Below are 13,451 nucleotides of genomic sequence, written 5' to 3' on the forward strand. Positions count from 1 at the left end.
GTATCAGTGAGCCCAAGGCAGAATCGGAATCGCCGTCACCGCATTCTGCGGGCTGCCTTCGATCATGCGGTCGCTGTAAACCAGGTACACCAGTGTATTGCGCTTCTTGTCCAGGAAGCGCACCACCTGCATGGTCTTGAACACCAGCGAGGTGCGCTCCTTGAACACCTCCTCACCGTCTTTCAACTCACCCTTGAAGTTGATCGGCCCGACCTGGCGGCAAGCAATCGACGCTTCCGCACGGTCCTCGGCCAGGCCCAGGCCACCCTTCACTCCGCCCGTCTTGGCGCGCGACAGGTAGCAGGTCACACCTTCGACCTTGGGGTCGTCGAACGCCTCGACCACGATGCGATCGTTGGGCCCGACGAACTTGAACACAGTAGATACCTGGCCGATTTCCTCGGCCCCTGCCAGCATCGGCAGCGCCAGGGCTGCCACGGCAATCGCGCGCTTGAGCATGTTCATACCAGCACCAGGTTGTCGCGGTGGACCAGCTCCGGCTCGGCACTGTAGCCAAGCAGGGACTCGATGGCATCGGACGATTGGCCAATGATTTTCTGTGCTTCCAGCGCGCTGTAGTTGGCAAGGCCGCGCGCCACTTCAAGGCCGTCGGGGCCTACGCACACCACCATTTCGCCACGGCGGAAGCTGCCTTGTACGGTCTTCACGCCTACCGGCAGCAGGCTCTTGTTGGCCTGGCGCAGGGCCTGAACCGCACCGGCGTCCAGTACCAGCGTGCCGCGGGTTTGCAAGTGGCCAGCCAGCCACTGCTTGCGCGCCGCCAACATGCCGCGCTCAGGCGACAGCAGGGTACCCAGGCGCTCGCCAGCCTTGAGGCGGTCGAGTACGCGTTCGATACGGCCACCGATGATGATGGTATGGGCGCCGGAACGGGCTGCCAGGCGCGCGGCGCGCAACTTGGTCTGCATGCCGCCACGGCCCAGGGCACCGCCGGTACCGCCGGCTACGGCGTCGAGCGACGGGTCATCGGCACGGGCCTCGTAGATCAGCTGTGCCTCTGGATTGTTACGTGGGTCGGCGTCGAACATGCCGTCACGGTCGGTGAGGATCACCAGCAGGTCGGCCTCGACCAGGTTCGCCACCAACGCGGCCAGGGTATCGTTGTCGCCGAAGCGGATCTCGTCGGTAACCACGGTGTCGTTTTCGTTGATCACCGGCACCACGCCCAGGTCGACCAACGTCCGCAGAGTGCTGCGGGCGTTGAGATAACGCTTGCGGTCGGACAGATCGTCGTGGGTCAGAAGGATCTGCGCGGTGTGCTTGCCGTGCTCGCCAAAGCTCGACTCCCACGCCTGCACCAGGCGCATCTGGCCGATCGAAGCGGCAGCCTGCAGCTCGTTCATCGCGCTCGGTCGTGCGGTCCAGCCAAGCTGGCTCATGCCGGCAGCCACGGCCCCGGAGGACACCAGCACCAACTCAACACCCGCCTCACGCAGGGCAACCATCTGCTCGACCCATACGGCCATGGCACCGCGGTCGAGGCCCTTGCCATCGGCCGTGAGCAGCGCACTACCGATCTTCACGACCCAGCGCTTGGCGCCAGTCACCTTGCTTCGCATCTTCTCTTCCAACCTATGTCGAATCTGTAGATACCGTGGATACAAAAACGCCGCTCCAGAGAGCGGCGTTTAGTGTACTGCAACCGGTCAGTCGCGCACGTAAATGATTTCCGGGCCGTCTTCGTCGTCCTCGAAATCATCGTCCCACGCGTCATCGTCGCCGATGTCATGCACGCTCTTGACGCCAGTGCGGCGCAAGGTACGGGCGTCGTCCAGGGCCTGCAGCTGGGCGCGGGCTTCGTCTTCGATGCGCTGGTCGAGGTCGGCCAGCTCTTCAGCGTAGGCCGGGTCATTGGCCAGGCGATCGGCGCGGTCTTCGATGTAGCGCATCAGGTCATGAGTGAGCTGCTCGGTGCCCTGCTTGGCGATAGCCGAGATCACGTAGACCGGGCCTTCCCACTGCAGACGCTCGACCACTTCCTTGACGCGCTCGTCACGCTCATCGTCCATGAGCATGTCCGCCTTGTTCAGCACCAGCCAACGCTCACGGTCGGTCAGCGACGGGCTGAAGCGGGTCAGCTCGTTGATGATCACTTCGGCGGCGTCGGCCGGGCTGCTGCCGTCCAGCGGCGCCAGGTCGACCAGGTGCAGCAGCACGCGGGTACGGGCCAGGTGCTTGAGGAAGCGGATACCCAGGCCGGCACCGTCGGATGCGCCTTCGATCAGGCCAGGGATGTCGGCGATGACGAAGCTCTTCCAGCGGTCGACGCTGACCACACCCAGGTTCGGCACCAGGGTGGTGAACGGGTAGTCGGCGACCTTCGGCTTGGCGGCCGACACCGAACGGATGAAGGTGCTCTTGCCGGCATTCGGCAGGCCCAGCAGGCCCACGTCGGCCAGGACCTTCAGCTCCATCTTCAGGTCGCGCTGGTCACCCGGCTTGCCTGGGGTGGTCTGGCGCGGCGCACGGTTGGTGCTGGATTTGAAACGGGTGTTACCCAGACCGTGCCAGCCGCCTTGGGCGACCATCAGCTTCTGGCCAGGGGTGACCAGGTCACCGATCACTTCCTGGGTGGAGGCGTCGATCACCGTGGTACCGACCGGCACACGCAGGAACAGGTCCTCACCCTTCTTGCCGGTGCAATCGGTGCTGCCACCGTTGGCGCCGCGCTGGGCTTCGTGGTGACGGGTATAGCGGTAGTCAACCAGGGTGTTGAGGTTTTCGTCGGCCACCATGTAAACCGAGCCGCCATCGCCACCGTCACCCCCGTTGGGGCCACCGTTCTCGATGAACTTCTCACGGCGGAAGCTCATGCAACCGTTACCGCCATCACCGGCCTTGACCCGGATGGATACTTCGTCAACAAACTTCATTCAAAAACCGCCTCTCGCCTTCCGACGAGCTGAATACTTAAAAAACCTGAGGCTCTTGCAAAAATGAGCGCGGCGGCCCCGTACGACCGAAGAAACCCACGCCGGCAGCCCATACAAACAGCTTTGCAAGAGGCTCACCACAAACGAAAAAGCCCCGTCGCATGACGGGGCTTCTGGAGCGACGTCGCGATTAAGCGGCGACGATGCTCACGTAACGGCGGTTGAACTCGCCTTTCTTCTCGAACTTGATCACGCCTTCGATCTTGGCGAACAGGGTGTGATCCTTGCCCATGCCAACGCCGTAGCCGGCGTGGAACTGGGTGCCGCGCTGACGGACGATGATGTTGCCGGCCTTGACGACCTGGCTGCCATACATCTTCACGCCAAGGCGTTTCGATTCTGAGTCGCGACCGTTACGAGTACTACCACCAGCCTTCTTGTGAGCCATGGTTCAATTCTCCAAATAAATTCAGGGGATCTGAGCGATTAAGCCTGGATACCGGTGATTTTGATCTCGGTGAACCACTGGCGGTGGCCCATACGCTTCATGTGGTGCTTACGACGACGGAACTTGATGATGCGTACTTTATCGTGACGGCCTTGCGAAACGACTTCGGCAACAACTTTAGCGCCAGCGACGACTGGAGCGCCGATGGTGACTTCTTCACCGTTGGCAACCAGCAGAACGCGATCGAAAGTCACGGATTCGCCAGTGGCGATTTCCAGCTTTTCGATTTTGAGGAATTCACCTTCAGCGACTTTGTACTGCTTGCCGCCGGTAACGATTACTGCGTAAGACATGGGTATTTCTCCGATAATCCTGCTCACCCAGCGCTTTATATGATGAGTATTGGCTGGCATGGCTGCACAGGGCTGGAACGGCCCGGCGCAATTGCGTAAGGCAGGTGCTGCCCAGGAAGTTAGGGTGCGCGATTGTACGCAACCCGGGTTTTGCTTGCAAGTACCGGCCCCGCTCACCGGGCGGCGCGCCTTGACACACCGGGACCCGCGACCTAGCATGCCGCGCAACCTCACTGGAGCAGCCGATGCAACCCCAAACCTTCTACCGCGCGGTAGCTGACGATTTCAGCGCCGTCGACGAGATCATCAAGAAGCAGCTGACCTCGCGCGTGCCGCTGGTATCGAAGATCGGCGACTATATCACGTCGGCCGGCGGCAAACGCCTGCGCCCCCTGCTGGTGCTGCTGTGTGGCAAGGCCCTGGGCCGCGAGGGTGACGACCTGCGCCTGCTCGCCGCAACCATCGAGTTCCTGCACACCGCCACCCTGCTGCACGACGATGTGGTCGACATGTCCGGCATGCGCCGCGGCCGCTCCACCGCCAATGCCCTGTGGGGCAACGCACCGAGCGTGCTGGTGGGCGACTTCCTTTATTCGCGCTCGTTCGAAATGATGGTCGAGCTGGGCTCCATGCCGGTCATGCAGATCCTCTCCAAGGCCACCCGGGTGATCGCCGAAGGCGAAGTGCTGCAGCTGTCGCGCGTGCGCGATGCCAGCACCAGCGAAGAGGTGTACATGGAGGTCATCCGCGGCAAGACCGCGATGCTGTTCGAGGCCTCGACCCACAGCGCCGCAGCGCTGGCCGGTGCCACCGACGAGCAGCGCGAGGCGCTGCGCACCTTCGGCGACCACCTGGGCGTGGCTTTCCAACTGGTCGACGACCTGCTGGACTACAAAGGCGATTCGCAGACCCTGGGCAAGAACGTCGGCGACGACCTGGCCGAAGGCAAGCCAACCCTGCCGCTGATCTACACCATGCGCGAAGGCACGCCAGAGCAGGCTGCACTGGTGCGCAAGGCGATCCAGAAGGGTGGCCTGGAAGACCTGGAGCAGATCCGCGTGGCGGTCGAAGCTTCGGGTGCGCTGGACTACACCGCGCAGCTGGCCCGTGATTACGTGAAGCGGGCCATTGAGTGCCTGGAAGTGCTGCCGGCCAGCCAATACCGGGATGCACTGGTCGAGCTGAGTGAGTTTGCGGTAGCGCGCACGCACTAAAATCGCGTCCCCCTCTTCGCGGGCAAGCCCGCTCCACAGGATCCGCATGGTTCCGCAGGAGCAGGCTTGCCCGCGATGCATTTGTACGGACAAAAACACTTCCCCGTTAAAACCTTATACAATATGGGCCTTTAACCGTCTGTCTGTTTAAGGAACCGAAGTGAGCACTTTGCCGCCCTGCCCCAAATGCAATTCTGAATACACCTACGAGGATGGCACCCAGCTGATCTGCCCTGAATGCGCCCACGAGTGGTCGGCCAACGGCGAAGCCGATGCCGGCAGCGATGACGTGGTGAAAAAGGATTCGGTGGGCAACGTGCTGCAGGACGGCGACACCGTCACCGTGATCAAGGACCTCAAGGTCAAGGGCTCCTCCCTGGTGGTAAAGGTCGGCACCAAGGTCAAGAACATCCGTCTGTGCGACGGCGACCACGACATCGACTGCAAGATCGACGGCATTGGCGCCATGAAGCTGAAGTCGGAATTCGTGCGCAAGGTCTGATTACATAAAAACAGCCAATAGTCTCTTGCTATTTTGATAATAAGAATTATTCTCATTGGACTGCTATCCAAGGAGAATAGCCATGACTTATCTGATCGACGCTTGGCTGGACCGTCCCCATCCTTACCTGCGCATCCTGCATCGCGAAACCGGCGAAGTGTGCGCTGTGCTCGAAGAAGAAGCGCTCGACGAACTGCGTGACCAAGGCGACCTGGACATGAGCGGGCTGAACTCGAGTGAGCCGGTGGTGCTCAAGGAGCTGGTGCGTAATCTGTTCCTGTTTTGCTATGCGCGGGCATTGCGCCCGGTGGGAACAGACTGGAATTGATCGGCATTGCGAGGGCTTTGCCCTCGTTCGCGACACAAGGCCGCTCCTACAAGAGCATCATGGGCCTGTAGGAGCGGCCTTGTGTCGCGAATGGGCCGCAAAGCGGCCCCAGAGGCATTACAGAACGTCGAGCAGTTCGACGTCGAATACCAGCACGCTATGCGGCGGGATGCTGCCAACGCCTTGGGCGCCGTAGGCCAGCTCGCTCGGCACATACAGGCGCCATTTGCTGCCAGCATTCATCAGCTGCAGGGCTTCGGTCCAGCCAGCGATCACACCACCGACCGGGAATTCAGCAGGCTGGCCACGCTCGTAGGAGCTGTCGAACACGGTGCCGTCGATCAGCGTGCCGTGGTAGTGGGTACGCACGTTGCTTTCGCGGGTCGGCTTGGCGCCTTCGCCAGCGGTCAGCACTTCGAACTGCAGGCCCGAAGCGAGGGTGGTGATGCCTTCGCGCTTGGCGTTCTCGGCCAGGAATTCCTTGCCGGTGGCAGCCGCGGCTTCAGCCTTGGCAGCGGCTTCGGCTTGCATCACGTCACGGATGACCTTGAAGCTGGCCGACAGGTCGGCTTCGCTGACGCGGCTGTCGGCACCGTTGAAGGCGTCGGTCAGGCCGGCCACGATCGCTTCCAGGTTGACGCCCGGTGGCGGGTTGTCGCGCAGCTGGCCGCCCAGCTGACGGCCGATGCCGTAGCTTACGCGGGTTTCGTCGGTGGACAGGTTGAGTTCGGACATTGTCGTGCTCCACTGCAGGGCGCAGTGCAGCCGCGCCCTTGATGAAAAGGGCGAGCAGCCTAGCACACTGGGAAGCTGCGAGCAGCTACCAGGCCGAACGCTGGGAGATGGGTACCTTGAGGTCTTCTTCGGGATGCGAACCCATGCCGCACATTTCGTCCTGCACGGACCAATGCACCAGGTTCATCGAGACCATCGGGATGGTTTGCAGCAACTTGCGGGCGTCTTCCACCGAGTGCACACGCAGGCGTTCACCACGGGTATCAGCCAAGGGGTGGGCGTGGCCCTTGATGCGGGCCTCGAGCAGATAATCACCACCTTCGATGGCGATCAGGTTCAATTCGTCGACATGGCCGGCCCTGGCCTCGGTATTGAGCTGATGCAGGTTCATGAGAGCACCTCGCTGCTGGAACCAGGCATGAGTGCTCATTTTTTGTACAGGACTTGGGAATACACAAGGCATAACTGACGCCGCTCGTCAGTTGAGCCGCGCTGGCCCCAGCACCGGCAAGCCGGCGATGGGGCCCCAAAGGACTCAGTGCTTGGTGACTTTGTCCAGGTAGCCCATGCAGAACGCCGACACCACGAAGGTCATGTGGATGATCACGTACCACATCAGGTAATCGGTAGAAATGTTCTGCGCGTCCATGAACACCCGCAGCAGGTGGATGGAGGAAATGGCCACGATCGAGGCAGCGACCTTCATCTTCAGCGACGAAGAGTCCATCTTGCCCAGCCAGTTGAGCTTCTCCTTGCTATCGTCGATGTCCAGTTGCGAGACGAAGTTCTCGTAGCCGGAGATCATCACCATGACCAGCAGGCCGCCTACCAGCGACATGTCGATCAGCGACAGGATCACCAGGATCAGGTCGGCTTCGCTCAGGGCAAAGACGTTGGGCAGGACGTGGATGACTTCCTGGAAAAACTTCAGCGCCAAGGCCAACAGGCCGAGGGACAGGCCGAAATAGATGGGGGCGAGCAGCCAGCGCGACGCATACATCGCGTTTTCGAGAATACGTTCCATGGAGGGTTGGGACTCGTCAGGTGACTAAAAAAGCGACGCCGAGTATAGCCAGCCACCTGTTACAGCAAAAGCCCGGCCTGAAGGGGGCTTCTGTACAGCGCAACCGCCGGCAAGCCGGCTACCTCAGGTACACCACTGCCCTGGTAAGCAGTGAGGCCCCAGTGGGAGCCGGCTTGCCGGCGATTGGGCCAGAAGAGGCACTCAGGTTTCAGGGTGGAACTGGTAATCCCCCAGGTTGCGACAACGTTCACCGTTGATCCGGCGCAACTGCGCTTGCAGGTGCAGGCACCAGATCTGCGGATCCTCGGCCACCTGGTACCCATGCAGGGTCAGGCTGTCGACAATGGCGTTGAGCACCGACTCGGCCACCAACGGCCCATGGAACGGCCCTTGGGCCTTGATGGCTGAGGGTTGCTCGCCGGCCATGCCGGCAGCGAACAGCAAGGTCCACATGCCGTTATCACCGGCCAGCGGGCGAATACTGCATTCGATACGCGTCACCAGGCCCAGGCACTGGCGAGTAAGGCAGAGGTTGCGCATGGCCGCGTCCCCCTCCAATAAGCCGTGTTCAGCTCGAAACGTTCGGGCTGTTTCCATCCTGAACCCTGATGCCGTCCTAAGTTCCAGCATAGAATAGCGGCGTAAAAAGATGGAAAACCGGCGCTGAACGGTAGCACATGGCCGCCAGCGCCGATTTATTGACTCAGGCTGGCTTGGCCTGGGCAATCACCTCTTCCAGGCGTTCCTTCTCCGCCTTCTCGATGTCTTCCTCGCTAATCATCTCGGCGATCTCGCGCAAGCGCTCGACAACCCGGGCGTTGACGCTGCCTTCGGTGAACTGACCCTGCTCGTCCAATTCCCCGGCGTCTTCACCCACCAGCAGGCTCAGCGCCTCGTCAGCCTGGCTGACCGCATAGACGTGGAACACGCCGTTCTCGACCGCCTGCAGCACACGCTCATCGAGCATCAATGTCGCCACGTTGGCACGCGGGATGATTACCCCCTGCTCGCCCGTCAGGCCGCGGGCCTCACACAGGCGGAAGAAGCCTTCGATCTTTTCGTTGACCCCACCCACCGCCTGCACTTCACCGAACTGGTTGATCGAGCCGGTGATCGCGAAGCACTGCTTGAGCGGGGTGCGCGACAATGCCGAGATCAGCGTGCACGCCTCACCCAGCGAGGCACTGTCACCGTCCACATAGCCGTAGGACTGCTCCAGGGCAATGCTCGCGGAAATCGCCAAGGGGAATTCCTGGGCATAGCGGCTGCCCAGGTAACCGGTGAGGATCATCACCCCCTTGGAGTGTATCGGCTGGCCGAGGTTGACCTCGCGCTCGATGTCGACGATGCCGCTGCCGCCCGGGTAGACAGTGGCGGAAATGCGCGCTGGCATGCCGAACGCCGAGTCGCCGACCTCTAGCACGGTCAGGCCGTTGCACTTGCCGATAGCCGCGCCTTCGGTGTCGATCAGGATGATGCCGGCGAGCATGTCATCGAGCACGCGCTGCGAAACGCGCCCGGTGCGTGTGGCCTTGGCCTTGAGCGCACGCTCGATGTGCCCGGCGTCGGTCATTTCGTCACTGGCCAGCTGGCGGATGAAATCGGCCTCGCTGACCAACTGGAACAGGTCACCGATACGCGCCGACAGGCGCGACTGGTTTTCCGCCAGCCGCGCGCTGTAGGTGGCCAGGCGCGCCACCGCATCGCTGGTCAACGGCGCCATGCCCTCCTCGTTGGTGCGGGTGCGCAACAGCTGGGCGAACTGCTCGAGGTTCTCGTCGACCATCGGCATGTCTTCGTCGAAATCCACCAGCACCCGGAACATCTCCTGAAAGTCCGGATCATGGTCCTGCAATGCGTAGTACAGCTGACGCGAGCCGATGATCACCAGCTTGACGTTGAGCGGGATCATCTGCGGCTGCAGGCTGACGCTGGCGACGCGGCCCAGCTCACCGATCGGCGACTCCATCTTCAACTTGCGCGACTGCAGGGCGCGCTTGAGCGCATCCCAGACGAACGGCTCGCCGAGCATCTTCTCCGCTTCAAGGATCAGGAAGCCACCATTGGCACGGTGCAGGGCGCCCGGGCGCAGCTGGCGATAGGAGGTGTACAGCGCCCCTTGGTCGGTGCTGTATTCGATCCGCCCGAACAGGTTGTCGTAAGTCGGGTGCGGTTCGAACACCACAGGTGCGCCACCGACGGCGTGGTGACCGACCACCAGGCTTGGGGCGTACTGCTCTTCGAGCAGCTTGCGCGCCACGGCGTCGGTCTTGCTGTCATCGACCAGTTGCTCGACCACGGTACGCAGCAGGTTCAACTGCACCGATTGCAGGTAGGCGCACACCGCTGCGTTCTCGGCATACTTTTCCGACAGCGGCGCCAGCAAAGGCTGCAGGGCCAGGGTAATGGTTTCTTCGTTGAGCTGGCGCAGGTGGTTGTTCGACTCGCGCTTCCACTGTGGCAGGCTGGCCAGTTCTTCATTGAGGCGCTCCTCAAGGAAGGCGATGTCCTCGTGGAACTGCTCGCGGACCTCTTCCGGCAGCTGGGCGAATTCGGCTTCGTCCAGGGCCTTGCCGTCGGCCATCGGGGTAAAGGCGACATTGCTGGCGTCGCGATACAGGGCCACGTCCTTTTCCAGCGAGGCGCGCTCGATGACATCCAGGGCGCGGTCGTAACGCTGGTTGAAGGCGCGGTCGATGGCGCCCTTCTTCTGCTGATAGGACGGGTGCTCGAACACCGCCGGGAACGTCGCCAGCAGGTTGTCGATCAGGCCGCCCATGTCGCTGATGAACTCTGCAGCGCTACCCGACGGCAGCTCCAGTGCCCGTGGCTCGCGGGTGTCATCGAAGTGGTTGACGTAGACCCAGTCGGCCGGGGTCTGCTGGCGCTTGCCCTCGGCCTTGAGGTAGCGTTTGACGAACGAGAAGCGCCCGGTGCCGGGCTCGCCCATCACATACACGTTGTAACCGGGGCGTGGCATGGCCACCCCAAACTGCAGGGCCTCAACTGCACGTTCCTGGCCCAGGACTCCGCGAAACGGCTCCAGATCGTCGGTATTGGCAAAGGCAAACTGCTCGGGGGAAAAACGCCTGGTCAAAGCTTCAGGCGCGAGACGCAGGCGCGCAGCGACGGGATCGGGCATTGGGTTTCCTTACTTCGGCGGGGCAGATACGCAGCATTCTGGCGCTGCCCGCGCGCGCCTTGCAAGGCTCAGCGGGACTTTATGTCGCAGTATCGATTAACGACCCAAGCAAATTTTTCGCAATCAACGACGCAACCTTTAGATCGTGCCTAAACTCCAAGCTGCGCGGGTGGGTGAAAAGCTTTCCCGACCTGGCAACCGAGTTGCCAGCAACCCTGACCCTTGGTTAAGACAAATAGAGAACAAATGCTATGAAACGGATTCTTCTGGGTACTCTGTTCACCGTGGTCTCCCTCAATGCCATGGCCGAAGCGCCAGGCGGCCCGAACTGCGGCTGGGGCAACATGCTGTTCGAAGGCCAGCGCGGCACGCCGGCTCACTTCCTGGCATCCACCACCAACGGTACTTCCGGTAACGCCACCTTCGGCATGACCTCCGGCACCAACGGCTGCTCCACCAAGGCCTCGCTGACCTATGGCGGCAAGTCCTGGTTTGCCATGAATGGCATGATGAACGAACTGTCCGAAGACATGGCCATGGGCCAGGGCGAAGCACTCACCACCTACGCGGTGGTACTGGGTGTGGCGCCGGAAGACCGCGGCTACTTCAACTCGGTCACCCACCAGCACTTCAACCAGATCTTCAGCAGCGCCGACGTAAATGCCGAAACTGTCCACAGCAACACCCTGGCCGTTCTGAAGAACGACCCACGCCTGGCCAAGTACGCTACCGAGGCCTAAGCGCAGCTGCTCCCGCCCCTCTCGGGGCGGGTTTTCGCCTTTTTATCGGCATCGTTAAGAAGTAGTTGCCCGACATGCTCAAACGCCTCGCTTACCTGGCGCTGTGTGCCTGCGCCCCTGTTCATGCCGCGCCTGCGCTGGATGAAGGCCGTCTCCAGCAACTGGCCAATACCCCCTACTGGATTGCCCTGGGCCACTACGAAACCGCCAAGCTCGGCGGCTGGCGCAGCTATGTAGACGACCGCAAATTCTTCCTCGCCGAGGACGGTGCGCACCACCCGGACCAGGAACTGCGGGCTACGGTGCAAGCGCTGTATGCCCCGGCCAGCCTGGGCGACAAGCATGCCCAATGCGTGTTCCCCGCACGCACCCGCTGGCTGACCGAGCAACTGGGCCTGCAAGGTTTGCCGCAGCCGGACTGCCAGGAGTTCAAGACCTGGTACAAATCGGTCGACCCCCACAGCGCGGCACTGATCTTCCCGGCGGCTTACCTGAACAGCCCGTCGTCGATGTTCGGCCATACCCTGCTGCGTATCGACCAGTCCAACACCCGCAGCGACGACACCACGCTGCTGAGTTATGCCATCAACTTCGGCGCCTATATCGAAGGCAGCGACAACAGCATCCTGTATGCCTGGAAGGGTCTGATGGGCGGCTATCCCGGGCTGTTTGCCCTGATGCCCTACCAGGAAAAACTGTCGGAATACCGCAGCCTGGAAAACCGCGACCTGTGGGAGTACCAGCTAGACCTGACGCCGGAGGAAACCGGGCGCATGGTCGAGCATGTGTGGGAACTCAAGCAGGTCCAGTTCGATTACTTCTTCTTCGACGAAAACTGCTCCTACCGCCTGCTGGAATTGCTGCAAGTGGCGCGACCGAGCCTGGACCTGACCTCGCAGTTTCCGCTGACCGCGATCCCCACCGACACGGTCAAGGCCGTGAAACAGTCGGGTATGGTCGCCAGCGAAACCTACCGGCCCTCGCGAGAACGGGAATTGTTGGCCCGGGCCGAACCGCTGGACCTCGATGAGAAACGCCAGGTGCTGGCCGTCAGTTCCGACACTGCGCAGTTGCAGAGCCCGGCATTCACCGCCCTGCCCCGCGAGCGCCAGGCCTTGGTGCAGGATGCCGCGTACCGCCTGGAACGTTACCGAGCCAACGGCCAGGAGCGCGACCCCGGCCAGGCACGGCGCAGCTTCGAGCTGCTGCGGGCGATAAACCGCAACCCGCCACCGCCCCTGCAGATCGAACGCCCAGGCCTGCCCGAGGAGGGGCACGACTCACGCACCTGGCAGCTTGGCGTCGGCACCCGGGAAGACCGCGCCTATGCCGAATACGGGCTGCGCATGGCGTATCACGACCTGAACGACAATGCCTACGGCTTCCCGCTGGGCGCGCAGATCGAAATCCTGCAGCTCAAGGTGCGCCAGTACGAAGGCAACGACTGGCAGGTGCAACGCCTGGACCTGGCCACCATTCGTTCGCTGACACCTCGCAACGAACTGCTCAAGCCTTGGTCGTGGCAGGTCGCCGGTGGCCTGGAGCGGGTGCCGGGCAAGCATGACGACGAAGTGCTGGTAAGCCATGTCAACGGCGGTGCCGGCGGCACCTGGCAGTTGGCCGATGGGCTGCTGGGCTTTGCCTTGGGCACTGTGCGGGTCGAGCACCATAACGACTTCGCCCAGTTCATCGCCCCGGCGGCGGGGTTCAATGGCGGGCTGCTGTGGCGCAACGGGCTGGGCAACATGACACTGGAAGCCAAAGGCGATTACTTCACCAATGGCGAAGTGCGGCGCAGTGTGAGCCTGAACCAGCAGTGGGAGATCAGCCAGAACCTGGGGCTGAGGCTGAGTGCTTCGCGGGAGTTCAGCCACCTGGCTACTGCACAGAATGAGGTGATGCTGGAGCTGAAGTGGTATCACTACTGACGCGCCCTGCTCTTCGTAGGAGCGGCCTTGTGTCGCGAAGGGGGCGCGCAGCGGCCCCAAGGCCTATGGCGTGGCAAGTAATGCCGGGGCCGCTGCGCAGCCCTTTCGCGACACAAGGCCGCTCCTACGACGGCCGCATCAAG

At 62.2% G+C, this 13,451-nt stretch carries 15 protein-coding genes; 5 read left to right on the top strand and 10 right to left on the bottom strand.

Features of this window, described 5'->3' with window-relative positions; all coding sequences use genetic code 11:
- Positions 1–3: 3 nt before the first annotated feature.
- The 5 genes from JET17_RS22865 to rplU all read right to left on the bottom strand — a co-directional run bounded on the left by JET17_RS22865 (position 4) and on the right by rplU (position 3,695).
- Positions 4–465 (bottom strand): CreA family protein, encoded by a 462-nt coding sequence (locus JET17_RS22865; protein ID WP_012316296.1) that lies wholly within the window; start codon positions 463–465, stop codon positions 4–6.
- Positions 462–1,580: a glutamate 5-kinase gene (proB, locus tag JET17_RS22870; RefSeq protein ID WP_012316297.1), complete on the bottom strand. Its 1,119-nt coding sequence runs from the start codon at positions 1,578–1,580 to the stop codon at positions 462–464. Before proB ends, JET17_RS22865 begins: the two co-directional genes overlap by 4 nt.
- 87 nt (positions 1,581–1,667) lie before the next feature.
- Entirely contained in the window at positions 1,668–2,894 is a 1,227-nt protein-coding gene (cgtA, locus tag JET17_RS22875) for an Obg family GTPase CgtA (RefSeq protein WP_012316298.1), read from the bottom strand.
- A gap of 190 nt (positions 2,895–3,084) precedes the next feature.
- Positions 3,085–3,342 carry a 50S ribosomal protein L27 gene (rpmA, locus tag JET17_RS22880; RefSeq protein ID WP_008092023.1) on the bottom strand — a complete coding sequence of 86 codons (258 nt, stop codon included), beginning with the start codon at positions 3,340–3,342 and terminating at the stop codon, positions 3,085–3,087.
- Positions 3,343–3,380: 38 nt separating this feature from the next.
- Complete coding sequence (gene rplU, locus JET17_RS22885; RefSeq protein ID WP_008092021.1) at positions 3,381–3,695, bottom strand: 50S ribosomal protein L21; 315 nt, start codon at positions 3,693–3,695, stop codon at positions 3,381–3,383.
- Positions 3,696–3,940: 245 nt separating this feature from the next.
- Here rplU and JET17_RS22890 point away from each other — a divergent pair, with 245 nt between their 5' ends.
- The 3 genes from JET17_RS22890 to JET17_RS22900 all read left to right on the top strand — a co-directional run bounded on the left by JET17_RS22890 (position 3,941) and on the right by JET17_RS22900 (position 5,739).
- The gene (locus JET17_RS22890; RefSeq protein WP_012316299.1) at positions 3,941–4,909 is read left to right on the top strand and encodes a polyprenyl synthetase family protein; all 969 of its coding nucleotides are present in this window, start codon (positions 3,941–3,943) and stop codon (positions 4,907–4,909) included.
- A gap of 160 nt (positions 4,910–5,069) precedes the next feature.
- Entirely contained in the window at positions 5,070–5,411 is a 342-nt protein-coding gene (locus JET17_RS22895) for a zinc ribbon domain-containing protein YjdM (RefSeq protein WP_012316300.1), read from the top strand.
- Positions 5,412–5,493: 82 nt separating this feature from the next.
- The gene (locus tag JET17_RS22900) at positions 5,494–5,739 is read left to right on the top strand and encodes a hypothetical protein (RefSeq protein ID WP_012316301.1); all 246 of its coding nucleotides are present in this window, start codon (positions 5,494–5,496) and stop codon (positions 5,737–5,739) included.
- Between the two features lie 117 nt (positions 5,740–5,856).
- Here the strand turns inward: JET17_RS22900 and JET17_RS22905 are convergent, their stop codons facing one another.
- From JET17_RS22905 to JET17_RS22925, 5 genes are all read right to left on the bottom strand, one after another.
- Positions 5,857–6,474: an FKBP-type peptidyl-prolyl cis-trans isomerase gene (locus JET17_RS22905; RefSeq protein WP_012316302.1), complete on the bottom strand. Its 618-nt coding sequence runs from the start codon at positions 6,472–6,474 to the stop codon at positions 5,857–5,859.
- Between the two features lie 85 nt (positions 6,475–6,559).
- The gene (locus JET17_RS22910) at positions 6,560–6,865 is read right to left on the bottom strand and encodes a DUF6482 family protein (RefSeq protein WP_012316303.1); all 306 of its coding nucleotides are present in this window, start codon (positions 6,863–6,865) and stop codon (positions 6,560–6,562) included.
- A 144-nt stretch (positions 6,866–7,009) separates the two neighbouring features.
- Positions 7,010–7,498, bottom strand: coding sequence for a TIGR00645 family protein (locus tag JET17_RS22915; RefSeq protein WP_012316304.1), 489 nt, complete (start codon positions 7,496–7,498; stop codon positions 7,010–7,012).
- Positions 7,499–7,699: 201 nt separating this feature from the next.
- Complete coding sequence (locus tag JET17_RS22920; RefSeq protein WP_012316305.1) at positions 7,700–8,038, bottom strand: hypothetical protein; 339 nt, start codon at positions 8,036–8,038, stop codon at positions 7,700–7,702.
- Positions 8,039–8,201: 163 nt separating this feature from the next.
- Positions 8,202–10,640, bottom strand: coding sequence for a Lon protease family protein (locus JET17_RS22925; RefSeq protein ID WP_012316306.1), 2,439 nt, complete (start codon positions 10,638–10,640; stop codon positions 8,202–8,204).
- Between the two features lie 251 nt (positions 10,641–10,891).
- Between JET17_RS22925 and JET17_RS22930 the strand changes: the two genes are divergently transcribed.
- Positions 10,892–11,380 carry a DUF3015 domain-containing protein gene (locus tag JET17_RS22930; protein ID WP_012316307.1) on the top strand — a complete coding sequence of 163 codons (489 nt, stop codon included), beginning with the start codon at positions 10,892–10,894 and terminating at the stop codon, positions 11,378–11,380.
- A 74-nt stretch (positions 11,381–11,454) separates the two neighbouring features.
- Positions 11,455–13,308, top strand: coding sequence for a DUF4105 domain-containing protein (locus JET17_RS22935; protein ID WP_012316308.1), 1,854 nt, complete (start codon positions 11,455–11,457; stop codon positions 13,306–13,308).
- Positions 13,309–13,451: the final 143 nt, after the last annotated feature.

This window comes from Pseudomonas putida (assembly GCF_016406145.1).
Taxonomy (GTDB): Bacteria; Pseudomonadota; Gammaproteobacteria; order Pseudomonadales; family Pseudomonadaceae; genus Aquipseudomonas; species Aquipseudomonas putida_E.